Source organism: Curtobacterium sp. PhB137, assembly GCF_003814955.1.
Classification (GTDB): Bacteria; Actinomycetota; Actinomycetes; order Actinomycetales; family Microbacteriaceae; genus Curtobacterium.
In genome coordinates, this window is record NZ_RKQO01000007.1 from 345,251 (window position 1) to 359,377 (window position 14,127).

At 70.6% G+C, this 14,127-nt stretch carries 13 protein-coding genes and 1 pseudogene; 4 read left to right on the forward strand and 10 right to left on the reverse strand.

Going from position 1 to position 14,127, the window contains the following annotated elements:
* Window positions 1–6: 6 nt before the first annotated feature.
* From EDF28_RS13740 to EDF28_RS13780, 9 genes and pseudogenes are all read right to left on the reverse strand, one after another.
* Window positions 7–222 carry a helix-turn-helix domain-containing protein gene (locus EDF28_RS13740; RefSeq protein WP_123292166.1) on the reverse strand — a complete coding sequence of 72 codons (216 nt, stop codon included), beginning with the start codon at window positions 220–222 and terminating at the stop codon, window positions 7–9.
* A 201-nt stretch (window positions 223–423) separates the two neighbouring features.
* Window positions 424–1,803: an MFS transporter gene (locus EDF28_RS13745; protein ID WP_123938671.1), complete on the reverse strand. Its 1,380-nt coding sequence runs from the start codon at window positions 1,801–1,803 to the stop codon at window positions 424–426.
* 188 nt (window positions 1,804–1,991) lie between these two features.
* Window positions 1,992–2,645 (reverse strand): annotated as a pseudogene (ribA, locus tag EDF28_RS13750) (GTP cyclohydrolase II); the annotation flags it as partial.
* A gap of 29 nt (window positions 2,646–2,674) precedes the next feature.
* Window positions 2,675–3,790 carry a bifunctional diaminohydroxyphosphoribosylaminopyrimidine deaminase/5-amino-6-(5-phosphoribosylamino)uracil reductase RibD gene (gene ribD, locus EDF28_RS13755; protein ID WP_260155034.1) on the reverse strand — a complete coding sequence of 372 codons (1,116 nt, stop codon included), beginning with the start codon at window positions 3,788–3,790 and terminating at the stop codon, window positions 2,675–2,677.
* Between the two features lie 150 nt (window positions 3,791–3,940).
* Window positions 3,941–4,498, reverse strand: coding sequence for a GNAT family N-acetyltransferase (locus EDF28_RS13760; RefSeq protein WP_185094245.1), 558 nt, complete (start codon window positions 4,496–4,498; stop codon window positions 3,941–3,943).
* A 2-nt stretch (window positions 4,499–4,500) separates the two neighbouring features.
* Window positions 4,501–5,511 (reverse strand): tryptophan--tRNA ligase, encoded by a 1,011-nt coding sequence (gene trpS / locus EDF28_RS13765; protein WP_123938674.1) that lies wholly within the window; start codon window positions 5,509–5,511, stop codon window positions 4,501–4,503.
* A 42-nt stretch (window positions 5,512–5,553) separates the two neighbouring features.
* Window positions 5,554–6,396, reverse strand: coding sequence for an exodeoxyribonuclease III (locus EDF28_RS13770; RefSeq protein ID WP_123938675.1), 843 nt, complete (start codon window positions 6,394–6,396; stop codon window positions 5,554–5,556).
* A gap of 258 nt (window positions 6,397–6,654) precedes the next feature.
* Window positions 6,655–6,927, reverse strand: a complete 273-nt coding sequence (locus EDF28_RS13775) for an HPr family phosphocarrier protein (protein ID WP_111086640.1) — start codon at window positions 6,925–6,927, stop codon at window positions 6,655–6,657.
* Window positions 6,928–6,996: 69 nt separating this feature from the next.
* Complete coding sequence (locus tag EDF28_RS13780) at window positions 6,997–7,767, reverse strand: DeoR/GlpR family DNA-binding transcription regulator (protein WP_111086639.1); 771 nt, start codon at window positions 7,765–7,767, stop codon at window positions 6,997–6,999.
* A 252-nt stretch (window positions 7,768–8,019) separates the two neighbouring features.
* On the opposite strand from EDF28_RS13780, the gene ptsP reads away from it, so the two are divergent.
* The 4 genes from ptsP (at window position 8,020) to EDF28_RS13800 (ending at window position 12,969) form a co-directional block, all read left to right on the forward strand.
* Complete coding sequence (ptsP, locus tag EDF28_RS13785; RefSeq protein ID WP_123938676.1) at window positions 8,020–9,675, forward strand: phosphoenolpyruvate--protein phosphotransferase; 1,656 nt, start codon at window positions 8,020–8,022, stop codon at window positions 9,673–9,675.
* A 64-nt stretch (window positions 9,676–9,739) separates the two neighbouring features.
* On the forward strand, window positions 9,740–11,278 hold the full coding sequence (locus EDF28_RS13790; RefSeq protein WP_165903544.1) for a PTS mannitol transporter subunit IICB: 1,539 nt from the start codon (window positions 9,740–9,742) through the stop codon (window positions 11,276–11,278).
* A gap of 90 nt (window positions 11,279–11,368) precedes the next feature.
* A complete protein-coding gene (locus EDF28_RS13795; protein WP_027466426.1) occupies window positions 11,369–11,806 on the forward strand; it encodes a PTS sugar transporter subunit IIA in 438 nt (145 codons plus the stop codon).
* A complete protein-coding gene (locus EDF28_RS13800; RefSeq protein ID WP_123938677.1) occupies window positions 11,803–12,969 on the forward strand; it encodes a mannitol-1-phosphate 5-dehydrogenase in 1,167 nt (388 codons plus the stop codon). The genes EDF28_RS13795 and EDF28_RS13800 overlap by 4 nt, the downstream gene beginning before the upstream one ends.
* 72 nt (window positions 12,970–13,041) lie before the next feature.
* Here EDF28_RS13800 and EDF28_RS13805 read toward each other — a convergent pair whose 3' ends face one another.
* Complete coding sequence (locus tag EDF28_RS13805) at window positions 13,042–14,001, reverse strand: diacylglycerol kinase family protein (RefSeq protein ID WP_123938678.1); 960 nt, start codon at window positions 13,999–14,001, stop codon at window positions 13,042–13,044.
* Window positions 14,002–14,127 lie beyond the last annotated feature (126 nt).

Genomic DNA, 14,127 nt, shown 5'->3' on the forward strand with positions numbered 1-14,127 from the left:
GTGTTCCTAGTTTCTGCCGTACTTCTTGTGCACTGCCTGTCGGCTGACACCGAGCAGGGTCGCGATCTCCTGCCACGACGCCCCGGCGTTCCGGGCGGCACGGGCAGCGAGTTCTTCGGTCCGGTCGAGTTCACGGCGGAGTTCGCGCACGTTCGCGAGGGCGGAGAACGGGTCGTCCCCGGAGGCTCCGGCCGCGAGGCTCGTGATGGTCGGTCGGTCCATGGCTGTCAACCTACATTGACGCGCCGACATCTGTCAACCTGAGTTGACAGACAGGGTCGCGCCGTGCGTGGACGCGACGGCAGACGGACGGGCGCGCCCTGCTCAGCGGCAACGCGAAGCGTTGCGCAGGGCGCGCCGACCGAGCTTGCGAGGGAGGGGTGCCAGCTGGCACCGGGCCTCCCGTCCGTCCCTGGTGACGCCTCAGGCGTCCGCGAACTCCTTGCTCTTCGTCTCACGGACGAAGAGCAGCGCGACGAGCGTCACGACGGCGGCGATCGTCAGGTACAGCCCGACCAGGAAGATGTTGCCGTCGGCCTGCCACAGCGCCAGGGCGATCGTCGGCGCGAGCGAGGCACCGAGGATCGACGCGACGTTGTACGCGATCGCCGAACCGGTGTACCGGACGTTCGTCGGGAACAGCTCCGGCAGCAGCGCACCCATCGGCCCGAAGGTCAGCCCCATCAGGGACAGCCCGACGATCAGGAACGTCACCACCGTGATCGGACCCTGCGACGCGGCGAACCAGAACTGGAACGTCAGACCGAACAGCGCGATGCCGATCGTGGTCGGGATGAGGGTCTTCCGGCGCCCGAACTTGTCGGCCAGGATGCCGGCGATCGGGGTGAAGATGCCGAAGAACACGACGCCGATCATGAGCAGCGTCAGGAACTCACCGCGGCTGTAGCCGAGGCCGACCTTCGGGACGAGCGGACCGGCCTCGGCACCGGTGGTGCCGTACGACAGCGTGAACGTGGTCATGAAGTAGAAGAGGACGTACGTCGCGACCATGCCGAACGTGCCGACGATGAGCGCCTTCCACGAGGTGCGGAACACCCGGCCCAGCGGGATCTTCGCGACCGTGCCGGACTCCTGCACGCCGCGGAACACCGGCGACTCGACGAGCTTGAAGCGCACGTAGAGCCCGACGATGACCAGGACCGAGGAGAGCAGGAACGGGATGCGCCAGCCCCACGCCTGGAAGTCGGCGTTCGGGGTGCCGTCGGCACCGGCGGGCATCGCGGCGTTGATCGCGATGAACAGGCCGTTCGCGAGCAGGAAGCCGATCGGTGCGCCGAGCTGCGGCATCGAACCGAAGACGCCGCGCTTGCCCTTGGGGGCGTTCTCGGTGGCGAGCAGTGCCGCACCGGACCACTCGCCGCCGAGGCCGACGCCCTGGGCGAAGCGCATCACGGCGAGCAGGACCGGCGCCCACACGCCGATGGTGTTGAACGTCGGCAGGCAGCCGATCAGGAACGTCGCGGTGCCCATGACGAGCAGCGACGCGACGAGGGTCGTCTTGCGGCCCACCCGGTCACCGAAGTGCCCGAAGATGATCGACCCGATCGGCCGCGCGAAGAAGGCGAGGGCGAACGTCACGAACGACGACAGCTGCGATGCCGTGGGGTCCTCGTTCGGGAAGAACAGCGTCGGGAAGACGAGGACCGCGGCCGTCGCGTAGACGTAGAAGTCGTAGAACTCGATCGAGGTGCCGACGAGGCTGGCGATGACGACGCGCGAGCGCGGGTTGCCTGCTGGTGCCGGAGCTGAGGTCGGGGTTGCTGGTGCCGGTGCGGCGGTCATGGGTGTCGTGAGGTCTTCCGTGGTTCGCGCTCCTGGCAGGGAGCACGGATACCCGAAACGGCGGACACCGATCGGTTCGCGCTGGGTGGCGCGGGCACCGATCGGGTGCGTTCGGTTGGTGGGGGACCGCTTGTGACGGAAGACAACATCGTACGACAGATGTCGCCCACCTGCGAATCAGCCCAGAGTCAGCTGGCGGCTCCTGCGCCGGCGCCCGCCCCGGCGCTGGCGCCGGCCTCGAGGTGCGCGGGCAGCTGGTGCCCCATCCGGTCGCGCTTGGTGTCGAGGTAGCCGGCGTTCTGCGCCGAGACGCCGACGACCAGCGGCACGAGCGACTCGACGGTGATGCCGTGCTCCTCGAGCTGGCGACGCTTCTCGGGGTTGTTCGAGAGCAGTCGCACGCGGGTGATCCCGAGTTCGGCGAGGATGCCCGCGGCGCCGCCGTACGCACGGGAGTCGGCCGGCAGCCCGAGCGCCAGGTTGGCGTCGAGCGTGTCGAGGCCGTCTTCCTGCAGGCGGTAGGCCTTGAGCTTGTTGATGAGCCCGATGCCGCGCCCTTCCTGCCCGCGCAGGTAGACCACCACTCCACCCTCGGCAGCGATGGTGTCGAGCGCGGCGTCGAGCTGGGGCCCGCACTCGCACTTCAACGAGCCGAACGCCTCGCCGGTCAGGCACTCGGAGTGCACGCGGACCAGGGCGCCGTCGGACGGGGCGGACCCGTCGGGCAGCGCGCCGATGATCGCGACGTGCTCGGCGCCGGTCACGAGGTCGCGGTAGGCGCGCATCTGGAACGTGCCGTGGGTGGTGGGGACGTTCGTCGACACCTCGAACTGGACGGGGCTGCCCGGGGTGGAGGAGGTCAGCGCGTCGGTCATGGGGTGCTCCGGTCGTTCGTGGGCCCGTCGTCTCCGAACCCGGGTGCTGCGTCGTGCTGCTGCGGTGTCTGCTGCTGCGGTGTCTGCTGCTGTGGTGGCGCTGGCTGCGGCTGCGCTGTCGCGCTGCGTTGCGGTCGGGCTCGGACCAGCAGGTCAGGGCCCAGGCTGGTGGTCGATAGTACGTCCAACCGCCGACGCCCGGACATGCTTCCCACCCCGAGGTCGTCGAGGGCGACCCGGGGTCCGCCGAGCAGGATCGGGGCGACGTACACGAGGTACTCGTCGACGAGCCCGGCGGCGATGAGCGCGGACGCGACGGTGGGGCCGCCCTCGACGAACACCGAGTGCACGCCGTGCTCACGCAGGGCGGTGAGCGACGCGGCGAGGTCGTGCCCCGGCAGCGTCACGAGCCCGCGGGGGTGTCGCCGGACCGCGGCGTCGTCGGGGACGGCGCGGTCACCGAGCACGACTGCGAGCGGCTGGTCGGCGAGGAGTTCGCCCGCGTCACCCCGAGCGGTCAGGCTCGGGTCGTCGGCGAGCACGGTGCCGGTGCCGACCAGGATCGCGTCGTGCGCGGCACGTTGCTCGTGCACGTGTTGCCGGGCTGCGGCGCCGGTGATCCACTTGCTCGTCCCGTCGGCAGCCGCGGCGCGGCCGTCCAGGCTCGAGGCCCACTTCACGGTCACCCACGGGCGTCCGAGGCGGACCGACAGGAGCCACCGTTCGAGGAACGCCTCGGCCTCGTCGGCGAGCACACCGGACACGACGTCGACCCCGGCGGCGCGGAGACGGTCGGCGCCGCCGTGCACGTCCGTACCCGGGTCGTCGATCGCGTACACGACACGGGCGACCCCGGCCTCGATCAGGGCGACGGCGCAGGGGCCGGTGCGGCCGGTGTGGTTGCAGGGTTCGAGGGTGACGACGGCCGTCGCGCCGCGCAGCTGTGCCGAGTCGACCTTCGCCATCGCGTCGACCTCGGCGTGCGGGGTTCCGGCACCCTTGTGCCACCCCTCGGCGAGGACGTCGCCGGCGGGGGAGAGGATCACCGCGCCGACCCGTGCGTGGTCGCCCACGACGGGCCCGAGGGCCGCGAGTTCGAGCCCGCGGCGCATCGCCCGGACCTCGGTGGGTCGTGCCGTGTCGCTCACGGATCGAGCCTACCGGCGGAGGATCGGTGACGCGTCATCGTCGGGAACGCGGCGTCATGCGGGACTGGGTCACGAGGCGCTGCGTCATGCGGGACCGGGTCACGGAGCGCTGCGTCACGGAGCGTCGGGCCACGGGAGGTCCGATGCGAGCGCACCGTCCGCCCGGCGCAGGGCGGTCCAGGCGGTCGTCGGTCCGCCGTCGCGTCCGGGGATCCGGGCGGGCCCGACGCCGGTGAACGAGAACCCGGCGCTGCGGGCGACCGCGGCCGACGCCGTGTTGCCCTCGTAGCACTCCCAGTAGACGTCCGGAGCACCATCCTCGAACGCCCAGTCCACGACGAGCTCCACCGCATCGTGCATCAACCCGGCACCGCGGGCCGAGGGCGCCAGCCAGAAGCCGAGGTCGCGGCCGGCGGTGCGGTACCCGATGATCCCCTCGAGCCAGGAGGACCCACTCCGACGGATCGCCCAGGTGTACTCGCGGTCCGACGCCCAGCCGGGACCGACCAGGGCGTCGACGAAGGTCCGTGCGTCCTGTTCGCGGTAGGGCGTGGGGATGGTCGTCCAGCGGACGATGTCCGGGTCCTGACAGGCGTCGGTGATCGCCGCGGTGTCCGCCCGGGTCGGGACGTCGAGTCGGACCCGGGCGGACTCCAGCGTGACCGGCAGCACGGTCAGCCGCGCGAGCGCGGGACGAACCCGATCCGGTCGTACACGCGCGCCAGGGTCTCCTGCGCGATGGACTCGGCACGGTCCGCGCCGACGGCGAGCAGCCGGTCGAGCTCCGCCGGGTCGTCGAGCAGCTCGAGCGTGCGGGTGCGCACCGGCTCCAGCTCGGCGACGACGGCCTCGGCGACCGCGCCCTTGAGGTCCCCGTAGCCCTTGCCCGCGAACGATGCCTCGAGCTCGGCGACGGGGGTCCGGCTGAAGGCGGACAGGATCGCGAGCAGGTTCGTCACGCCCGGCTTCGCCTGCCGGTCGGAGCGGATCTCGCGCTCGTCGTCGGTGACGGCCGACTTGATCTTCTTCGCGGTGCGCTTCGGGTCGTCGAGCAGCCGGATCAGGCCGCTGTCGGACGCCGCCGACTTGCTCATCTTGCTCGTCGGGTCCTGCAGGTCGTAGATGCGCGCCGTCTCGGTGCCGATCCGGGCCTCGGGCACGACGAACGTGTCGCCGAACCGCGAGTTGAAGCGTCCGGCGAGGTCGCGGGTGAGCTCGACGTGCTGGCGCTGGTCGTCGCCGACCGGCACGACCTTGGTGTCGTACAGCAGGATGTCGGCGGCCATCAGGACCGGGTACGTGAAGAGCCCGACCGACGCGGCCTCGGACCCCTGCCGCGCCGACTTGTCCTTGAACTGGGTCATCCGGCTCGCCTCACCGAAACCGGTGAGGGTGTTGAGCACCCAGGCGAGCTCGGCGTGGGCCGGCACGTGCGACTGCACGAACAGCGTCGACTTCGTCGGGTCGATGCCCGACGCGATGTACTGCGCGGCCGTCGCCCGGGTGCTCGCGCGGAGCTCGGCCGGGTCCTGCGGCGAGGTGATCGCGTGCATGTCGACGACGCAGTAGATGGCGTCGAAGTCGTCCTGCAGGTCGCGCCACTGCATGAGCGCCCCGACGTAGTTGCCGAGGTGGAGCGAGCCGGCGGACGGCTGGATGCCCGAGAAGATGCGGGTCTTGGTCATGGTGGTGTTCCTGTGGGTCAGGTGGAGCGCAACGAGTGGGGATCAGAGTTCGTAGTCGACGACCACGGGGGCGTGGTCGGACCATCGCTGGTCGTACGCCGCGGCGCGGTCGACCGTGTACTCCGTGACCTTCGCCGCGAGGTCGGGCGTGGCCAGCTGGTAGTCGATGCGCCAGCCGGTGTCGTTGTCGAACGCCTGGCCGCGCCAGGACCACCACGTGTACGGCCCCTCGACGTCGCCGGCCTGCGCACGCCCGACGTCCACCCAGCCGAGCCCCTGGCCCGTCGAGCCGTCAGCGCCCTCGACCGGTTCGCCGTCGGCACCGAAGAAGCGCGAGAAGTAGGCACGCTCGCCCGGCAGGAAGCCCGCTCGCTTGACGTTGCCCTTCCAGTTCTTGATGTCGCGCTGGTCGTGCCCGACGTTGAGGTCACCGACGACGACGGCGAGCGGGTTGTGCGCGCGGAGGGCGGGCAGCCGCTCGGTCATGGCGTCGAGGAACTTCCACTTCTCGTCCTGCTTGGGGGTGTCGACCTCGCCCGAGTGGACGTAGGTGGACACGACCGTGACCGTGGTGCCGCCGATCTCGTAGTCGGCCTCGAGCCAGCGGCCGGCGGAGTCGAACTCGTCCGGTCCGAGGGCGACGCGGTGGATCTGGGCCGAGTGCCTGGACGCGATCGCGACACCCGCCCGGCCCTTGGCGGTCGCGGGGTCGTGCACGATGTCCCACTCGTCGCCGAGCAGACCGGCCAGGTCCTCGCTCGACGCACGGACTTCCTGCAGGGCGAGCACGTCGACGTCGCGGGTGGCGAGCCAATCGCCCATGCCCTTGCGGAAGGCGGCGCGGACGCCGTTCACGTTGACGGATGCGAGGCGCAGGCGTGTCATGCCGACCACCTTATCGGCGGGCGCCGACAGCCCCGGACCGCACCGGTCCGAGGTTCCACGACTCGCCGCGTGCCGTCCGCCGAGGTTCCACGGACCGGCCCGTGGCGGGTCGAGATGCCGAGATTTCGGAACCTCGGCGGGGCCGGACGGGGCCGGACGGACGGGGCGGGCGCGGGCCCGGCAGTGCGGGGGACCGCAGGACGGACGGGAGGCACGGTGCCAGCTGGCACCGTGCCTCCCGTCCGTCGCAGTGCGGCGTCAGGCCGCGTCGTGGTCCGTCTGCAGGAACTCGACCAGGCTGTCGGCGGTGGTCTCGGCGTCGTCGCCGGTCACGGTGAGGCTGACCTCGTCACCGTTCTCGATGCCCAGGCCGAGCAGGGCGAGGATGCTGCCGGCGTTGCCGGACTTGTCGCCCTTGGCGATCGTGACCTGGTGGCCGGAGGCCGTCACGGTCTGGACGAAGAGGGACGCGGGGCGCGCGTGCAGGCCGGACGCGCTGGCGACGGTCACGGTGCGGGTGGCTTCGGACATCGATGTACTCCTGTCGATGGGTGGTGCGCTCATGCTAGCGAGCGCCGGATGGGCGGGTCGGGCGAGCGGTCAGGGTCGACCGGGCCAGAACACCTCGGTGCCGGCGGCCTCGACCTCGCGGACCAGGTCGAGGTTGACGGCGGGGTCGGTGATGATCGTGTCGATGGCGGCGAGGGGTGCGACGCGGCCGAACTCCTCGCGGCCGAACTTGGTGTGGTCGGCGAGCAGGATGCTGCGGCGGGCGGACTTGATCATCGCCGACTTCACCGCGGCCTCGGCCATGTTGTGGGTCGTCAGGCCGCGCTCCGGGGTGATCCCGTTGATGCTCACGAAGGCGACGTCGACGCTCACCATGCCGATGAGCTGGTGCGTCCACGTGCCGACGCCGGCCAGGGAGTCGCTGCGGATGTTGCCGCCGAGCAGGTGCAGGTCGATGCCCGGCCGGTTCGCGACGGCCATCGCGACGGGGAGCGAGTGGGTGACGACCGTGAGTCCGCGGTCGGTCGGGAGCATCTCGGCGAGGCAGATGGTGGAGGTGCCGGCGTCGATCATGATCGAGCCGTTCTCCGGCAGCTCCTCGAGCGCGGCCTCGGCGATGACCATCTTCTCGGCCTGGTTGATGCCGCCGCGGTCGCCGACGCCGGGGTGGATCGTGATGCGCTCGACCGGGATGGCGCCACCGTGGGCACGTCGGACCAGTCCTCGTCGCTCCAGCGAGGTGAGGTCGCGGCGGATGGTCTCGGGCGTGACCTCGAGCAGCTCGGCGAGGTCCTTGACGTCGACCCGCCCCTGCGCGCGCGCCTGCTCGACGATGCGCTGGTGGCGTTCTGGTGCGTACATCGGACCTCGTCGTCTCCTGGTCGGAACGGAACGGACATGACCGGGCACGAACCTGACGGAACCGAGCCGGAGCGGCTGGCCGCCAGACGCAAACGGGCATCTGTTTCTGCATTTTTATCCCCGGATGTGTTTGTTTGTCAACGCGGATCGGGGTAGTGTGCTGCTCAGCCGCACCGGCGAGGTCCCGTCTCAGCCGTGCGCGCACCGAACGAACACCCCACCGCAAGCGCGTGTGAGATGAAGGAGTCTCGAATGTCCGAACTGCTCGGCACCGGCGTCGGTCGTGGCGTCGCCCACGGCCCCGTGCTCCGCATGGCGGACCCGCTCGGCGAACCGTCGAAGGACGCCCTGACCGGTTCGGCGGACGACGCGAAGCAGGCCGTGCACGACGCACTGGCCGCGGTGGCCGAGGACCTCAACAAGCGCGGACAGCTCGCCGGCGGCGACGCCCAGGCCGTGCTCGAGGCGCAGGCGCTCATGGCGCAGGACCCGACACTCCTCGACGACGTGCACACGCGCATCGACGGCGGCACCAACGCCGAGCGTGCCGTGTACGAGGCGTTCGCGCAGTTCCGCGACCTGCTCGTCGGCATGGGCGGCTACATGGGGGAGCGCGCAGCCGACCTCGACGACGTCGCCCAGCGCATCATCGCGAAGCTCCGCGGCGTGCACGCCCCCGGTGTCCCCGAGTCGGACTCCCCGTTCGTCCTCGTCGCCCGTGACCTCGCTCCGGCCGACACCGCACTGCTGGACCTCGACAAGGTCCTCGCGCTGGTCACCCGCGACGGCGGCCCGACCTCGCACACCGCGATCCTCGCCCGCGCCAAGGGCATCACCGCGATCGTCGGCGTCACCGGTGCCGACGACCTGGTCGACGGGCAGTCGATCGTCGTCGACGCCGTCGCCGGCACCGTCGTCACCGAGCCGTCCGAGGCCCTGGTGGCCGACGTCGAGCAGCGCATCGCCGACCGGCTCGCCGCGGCCGCCGCACCGCTCACCGCCGGTGCCCTGGCCGACGGCCACGTCGTGCCCCTGCTCGCGAACCTCGGCAGCCCCGCCGACGCCGCGGGCGCCGTTGCTCTCGGTGCGGAGGGCGTGGGGCTCTTCCGCACCGAGTTCCTCTTCCTCGACTCGCCGAAGGCGCCGACCGTCGACGAGCAGACCGAGTCCTACCGTCAGCTCCTCGCCGCGTTCCCGGGCAAGAAGGTCGTCGTCCGTGCGCTCGACGCCGGTGCCGACAAGCCGCTGCCGTTCCTCACCGACAAGGACGAGGAGAACCCGGCGCTCGGCCGTCGCGGGCTCCGTGCGCTGCGCAACCACCCCGAGGTGCTGCGCGACCAGCTCGTCGCACTCGCCCAGGCGGACGCCGCGACCGAGGCCGACCTCTGGGTCATGGCCCCGATGGTCGCCGACGCCGAGGAGACCGAGTACTTCGTCACGCTGGCCCGCGAGCTCGGCATCCGCACCGCCGGCGTGATGGCCGAGGTGCCGTCGCTCGCCCTGATGGCCGAACAGGTCTTCCAGAACGCGGACTTCGTGTCGATCGGCACGAACGACCTGACCCAGTACACGATGGCCGCCGACCGCATGCTCGGCACCGTCGCGTCCTACCAGGACCCGTGGCACCCCGCCGTCCTGCGCCTCGTCGCGCAGCTCGGTGCGGCCGGTGCCGACGCGGGCAAGCCCGTCGGCATCTGCGGTGAGGCCGCAGCCGACCCGCTGCTCGCCGTCGTGCTCGTCGGCCTCGGCGCCACCACCCTCTCCATGACCCCCGCGGCCCTTGCCGACGTGCGCGCCGAACTCGGTCAGCACACGCTCGAGCAGGCCCGCGAGATGGCCCAGGCGGCACTCGCCGCGTCCACGGCGGCGGCCGCGAAGTCCGCCGCGGCGGCCGCGCACGCCGTCTGAGCCGCACCATCCCCAACACCCGTCCGCACCAGCAGCAGCTCCACCACACAGAAAGTCACCGCACATGACAACGTCGTCCGTTGCAGCGCCCGACGCACCCGCGAAGTCGCGGGGCGGCGCACGCGTCGCCGTTCAGAAGTTCGGCACGTTCCTCTCCGGCATGGTCATGCCCAACATCGCGATCTTCATCGCGTGGGGCCTGATCACCGCCTTCTTCATCGAGACCGGATGGACCCCCGTCGGGATCCTCGGCGGGTTCGGTGAGACGGACGGTGTGGCCAACATCGGTCTCGTCGGCCCGATCCTGACGTACCTGATCCCGCTCGCGATCGCCTTCCAGGGCGGCCGGATGATCTACGAGACCCGCGGCGCCGTCGTCGGCTCGATCATGGCGATGGGCGTCATCCTCGGCGCCAACGGCACGATCATGATCCTCGGCGCGATGATCTGCGGGCCGCTCGGCGCGTACCTCATCAAGCAGATCGACAAGATCTGGGACGGCAAGATCAAGCCGGGCTTCGAGATGCTCGTCAACAACTACGCGGCCGGCATCCTCGGCTTCGGGCTGGCGATGGTCGGGTTCTTCTGGCTCGCCCCGCTGTTCAAGCTCATCGCCGAGGGCCTCGGCGACGCGGTGAACTTCCTCGTCCAGCACTCGCTGCTGCCGCTCGCCAGCGTCATCATCGAGCCGGCCAAGGTGTTCTTCCTGAACAACGCCATCAACCACGGTGTGCTCGACCAGCTCGGCGCCCAGCAGGTGCAGGACTCCGGCAAGTCGATCCTGTTCCTGCTCGAGGCGAACCCCGGCCCCGGTCTGGGCATCCTGCTCGCCTTCACCTTCTTCGGTGTCGGCATCGCCCGCTCGACCGCTCCCGGTGCGATCCTCATCCAGTTCTTCGGTGGCATCCACGAGATCTACTTCCCGTACGTGCTGCAGAAGCCGGTCCTGTTCATCGCCGTCATCCTCGGTGGTGCGACAGGCGTCGGCACGAACGTCCTGTTCGGCTCCGGCCTGGTCGCCCCGGCTTCGCCCGGATCGATCTTCGCCGTGCTGACGGCGACGGCGAAGGACAGCTACGTCGGCGTCATCCTGTCGGTCATCCTGTCCGCAGCGGTCACCTTCGCAGTCGCGTCGTTCTTCCTGCTGGCCAGCCGCAAGCGCGACCTCGCCAACGGCGGCGGCGACATGACCGCAGCGTTCGACAAGATGCAGGCCACCAAGGGCCGCGACGCGAACGCCGCGACCGCAGGGCTCTTCGGCGGCACCGCCCCGGCCAACTCGGAAGAGGCAGCCGCCGCCGGAACCACCGCCACCGCGACGAAGGTCCAGAACCTCGTGTTCGCCTGCGACGCGGGCATGGGGTCGAGCGCCATGGGCGCCAGCGTCCTGCGCAACAAGATCAAGAAGGCGGGCATCGAAGGGGTCACGGTCACCAACAAGGCGATCGCGAACCTGTCCGGTGACGAGGACCTGATCATCACGCAGGAAGAACTGACGGACCGCGCCAAGCAGAAGAACCCGAACGCACAGCACGTGTCGGTCGGCAACTTCATGAACGCGCCGCAGTACGACCAGGTCGTCGACCAGCTCAAGAACCAGTAACGCCACCACCAGTAACGAAGTGCAGTATCGGAGGGGACGGGGACATCCCCGTCCCCTCCGTCACGTCCTCGAACACCAAGGAGAACCACGATGCCCGTCCTGCAGGAGAGCCAGATCCGGATCCACACCGAGGACACCGCGCCGACCAAGTCGGAGGCGATGAAGGAGGCGGCCGAGATCCTCGAAGCTGCGGGCGCGGTCACCGCTGACTACTACCCGGCGATGCTCGAGCGTGAGAAGAGCGTGTCCACGTACATGGGCAACTTCCTCGCCATCCCGCACGGTACGAACGACGCGAAGGACGCCATCAAGTCGTCCGCGCTGTCGTTCATCCGCTACGCCAGCCCGATCGACTGGGACGGCAACCCCGTGCGCTTCGTCGTCGGCATCGCCGGCGTGAACAACGAGCACCTCGACATCCTGTCCAAGATCGCGATCGTGTTTTCGGACGAGGACGAGGTCCAGAAGCTCACCGACGCGGCCGACACCAGCGCGATCCTGTCGATCCTCGGCGAGGTCAACGAGTGAGCACCACCGACCGGGGCACCGCCGTCCACTTCGGTGCCGGCAACATCGGCCGCGGCTTCGTCGGGCTCCTCCTGCACGAAGCGGGCTACGAGGTCGTCTTCGCCGACGTCGCCGCGCCGCTCATCGACGCCCTCGCCGCCGCCGACTCGTACACCGTGCACGAGGTCGGCACCGGAGCGCAGGACCACGAGGTCACGAACTTCCGCGCCCTGAACAGCGCGCAGGACGAGGACGGCGTCGTCGCCGAGATCGCCACTGCCGCGATCGTCACCTGCGCGGTGGGCCCGAACGTCCTGAAGTTCATCGCCCCGGTGATCGCGCGGGCGCTGCAGCAGCGCGACGCGGACGCTGCGCCCATCGCCGTGATGGCGTGCGAGAACGCCCTGAACGCCACGGACCGTCTGCGCGAGTTCATCGTCGACGCGCTCCCGGCCGAGGGCCGTGACGCGGCACTCGCGAAGGCCGTCTTCGCGAACACCGCCGTCGACCGCATCGTGCCGGCCCAGCCCGAGGGCGCCGGCCTCGACGTCACCGTCGAGACCTACTTCGAGTGGGCCATCGACCGCACGCCGTTCGGCGGCAACGAGCCGGAGATCCCCGGCGCGCACTACGTCGACGGCCTCGCCGCCTCGATCGAGCGCAAGCTCTTCACGGTGAACACCGGGCACGCCACCGTCGCGTACCACGGCTTCGTCGCCGGGGCCGACAAGATCTCCGACGCCATCGCGATCCCCGCGGTGCGCTCCGAGCTCGAGTCCGTCCTCGCCGAGACGAGCGACCTGCTCGTCCGCCGCCACGAACTCGACCCCGAGGTGCACCGCGCCTACGTCCAGGCGATCATCGCCCGGTTCGAGAACCCGCACCTGCCCGACACGGTGACCCGCGTCGGCCGGCAGCCGCTCCGCAAGCTGTCGCGTGACGAGCGCTTCGTCTCGCCCGCCGCGGCGCTGGCCGAGGACGGCACCGAGCCGACCGCACTGCTCGACGCGATGGGCGCGGCACTCCGCTTCGACGTCGCCGACGACGAGCAGAGCGTTGAGCTGCAGGCGCTCCTGGCCTCGGACGCGTCCGATGCCGACGTGGTGACGCAGATCACCGGCCTGGCCGCGGAGCACCCGCTGCACGCAGCGTTCGCGGACCGGGTGCGTGTCGCGCGCGGCTGACGCTCTCGACGTGGCCCAGTGAAGACGGGAGGCCCGGTGCCAGCTGGCACCGGGCCTCCCGTCATCACGTGGTCACCGCGACGGCCCCACCCGGATGGTGAGCCCGCCGTGGTCCACCGTCAGCCGCACCGCCACCACGGTGCCGAACGGGTCGCCGTCGAGCTGGACCTGCTCGGGCTGGTCCAGCTCCAGGTCGAGGACCCGTGCACTCGTGTACCGCAGCGTCCGGGTGGCCGGGATGAGCCACGACAGGAAGCGACCGAAGCCGGTCCGGTGGAAGAAGCGGTTCAGCGACAGGCCGTAGCCGACGCCGGCCCAGCCGACCGTCCGACCGGGGCGGAACGCGACCGCCTCGAGCACCCCGTCGTCCGGCTTCGCGGCGGGCAGCAGCAGGACGCCGGCGGTCAGGGTGCCGCAGTTCCCGACGATGACGGTGTGCGCCCGCATCGTCCGGGTGTCACCGTCGTCGAGGCGGTACCGCAGGTCGATCTGCCGGTTGCCGATGACGGACCGCATGATCGGGTCGGAGTACGCGAGCCACCCGAACCGCTTCTTGAGGCGCGCGTTGGTGTTGGCCGCCATGTTCGCGTCGAGGCCGATGCCCGCCATCACCAGGAAGGCGTGGCGCGTCGTCGTGCCCTGCGGGTCGGTGAGCTCGGCGAACGCGAGGTCGACCGGCCGATCGGTCCCGGTGAAGGCGGCTCGGACCGACCCGGCGACGTCGTTCAGCGGGATGCGCAGGTTCCGGGCGTACAGGTTCCCGGTGCCGACGGGGAGCACGGCGAGGGGCACGTCGGAGCCGTGCAGCACCTCGGCTGCGACGCGCAGCGTGCCGTCGCCGCCGACGACCAGGACGACGTCCGGCGCGGTGGCGAGTGCGTCGGCCGCGGCGGCGCGGCCGTCGTCGGACGCCGCGGTCTCGAACCAGGTCGTGGGAGCCCAGCCGGTCCGATCCTCCTCAGCCGCGACGGTGTTGCGGAGCACCCGCAGGTCGACCTTGGACGGGTTGACGACGATCGCGGCGCGCGGCATGTGAGGACGATACCGAACAGCCGTCGTGGTCCAGATCGGACCGATCCTGTCCGCCATCGGCCGATCCGGGCGAACCTGGGAGTCAGGACCTCGGAACACATGCGATCCGAACACACTCGGGACACG

Coding starts and splice junctions, on each gene's coding strand:
- ribD (WP_260155034.1), bottom strand. CDS start 3,790: ATGCGCCGCGGGCTCGAACTCGCGGCCCTCGGGCCCGTCGTGGGCGAC.
- EDF28_RS13795 (WP_027466426.1), top strand. CDS start 11,369: ATGCCCGTCCTGCAGGAGAGCCAGATCCGGATCCACACCGAGGACACC.
- EDF28_RS13770 (WP_123938675.1), bottom strand. CDS start 6,396: ATGACACGCCTGCGCCTCGCATCCGTCAACGTGAACGGCGTCCGCGCC.
- EDF28_RS13780 (WP_111086639.1), bottom strand. CDS start 7,767: ATGTACGCACCAGAACGCCACCAGCGCATCGTCGAGCAGGCGCGCGCG.
- EDF28_RS13790 (WP_165903544.1), top strand. CDS start 9,740: ATGACAACGTCGTCCGTTGCAGCGCCCGACGCACCCGCGAAGTCGCGG.
- trpS (WP_123938674.1), bottom strand. CDS start 5,511: ATGACCAAGACCCGCATCTTCTCGGGCATCCAGCCGTCCGCCGGCTCG.
- ptsP (WP_123938676.1), top strand. CDS start 8,020: ATGTCCGAACTGCTCGGCACCGGCGTCGGTCGTGGCGTCGCCCACGGC.
- EDF28_RS13805 (WP_123938678.1), bottom strand. CDS start 14,001: ATGCCGCGCGCCGCGATCGTCGTCAACCCGTCCAAGGTCGACCTGCGG.
- EDF28_RS13740 (WP_123292166.1), bottom strand. CDS start 222: ATGGACCGACCGACCATCACGAGCCTCGCGGCCGGAGCCTCCGGGGAC.
- EDF28_RS13775 (WP_111086640.1), bottom strand. CDS start 6,927: ATGTCCGAAGCCACCCGCACCGTGACCGTCGCCAGCGCGTCCGGCCTG.
- EDF28_RS13745 (WP_123938671.1), bottom strand. CDS start 1,803: ATGACCGCCGCACCGGCACCAGCAACCCCGACCTCAGCTCCGGCACCA.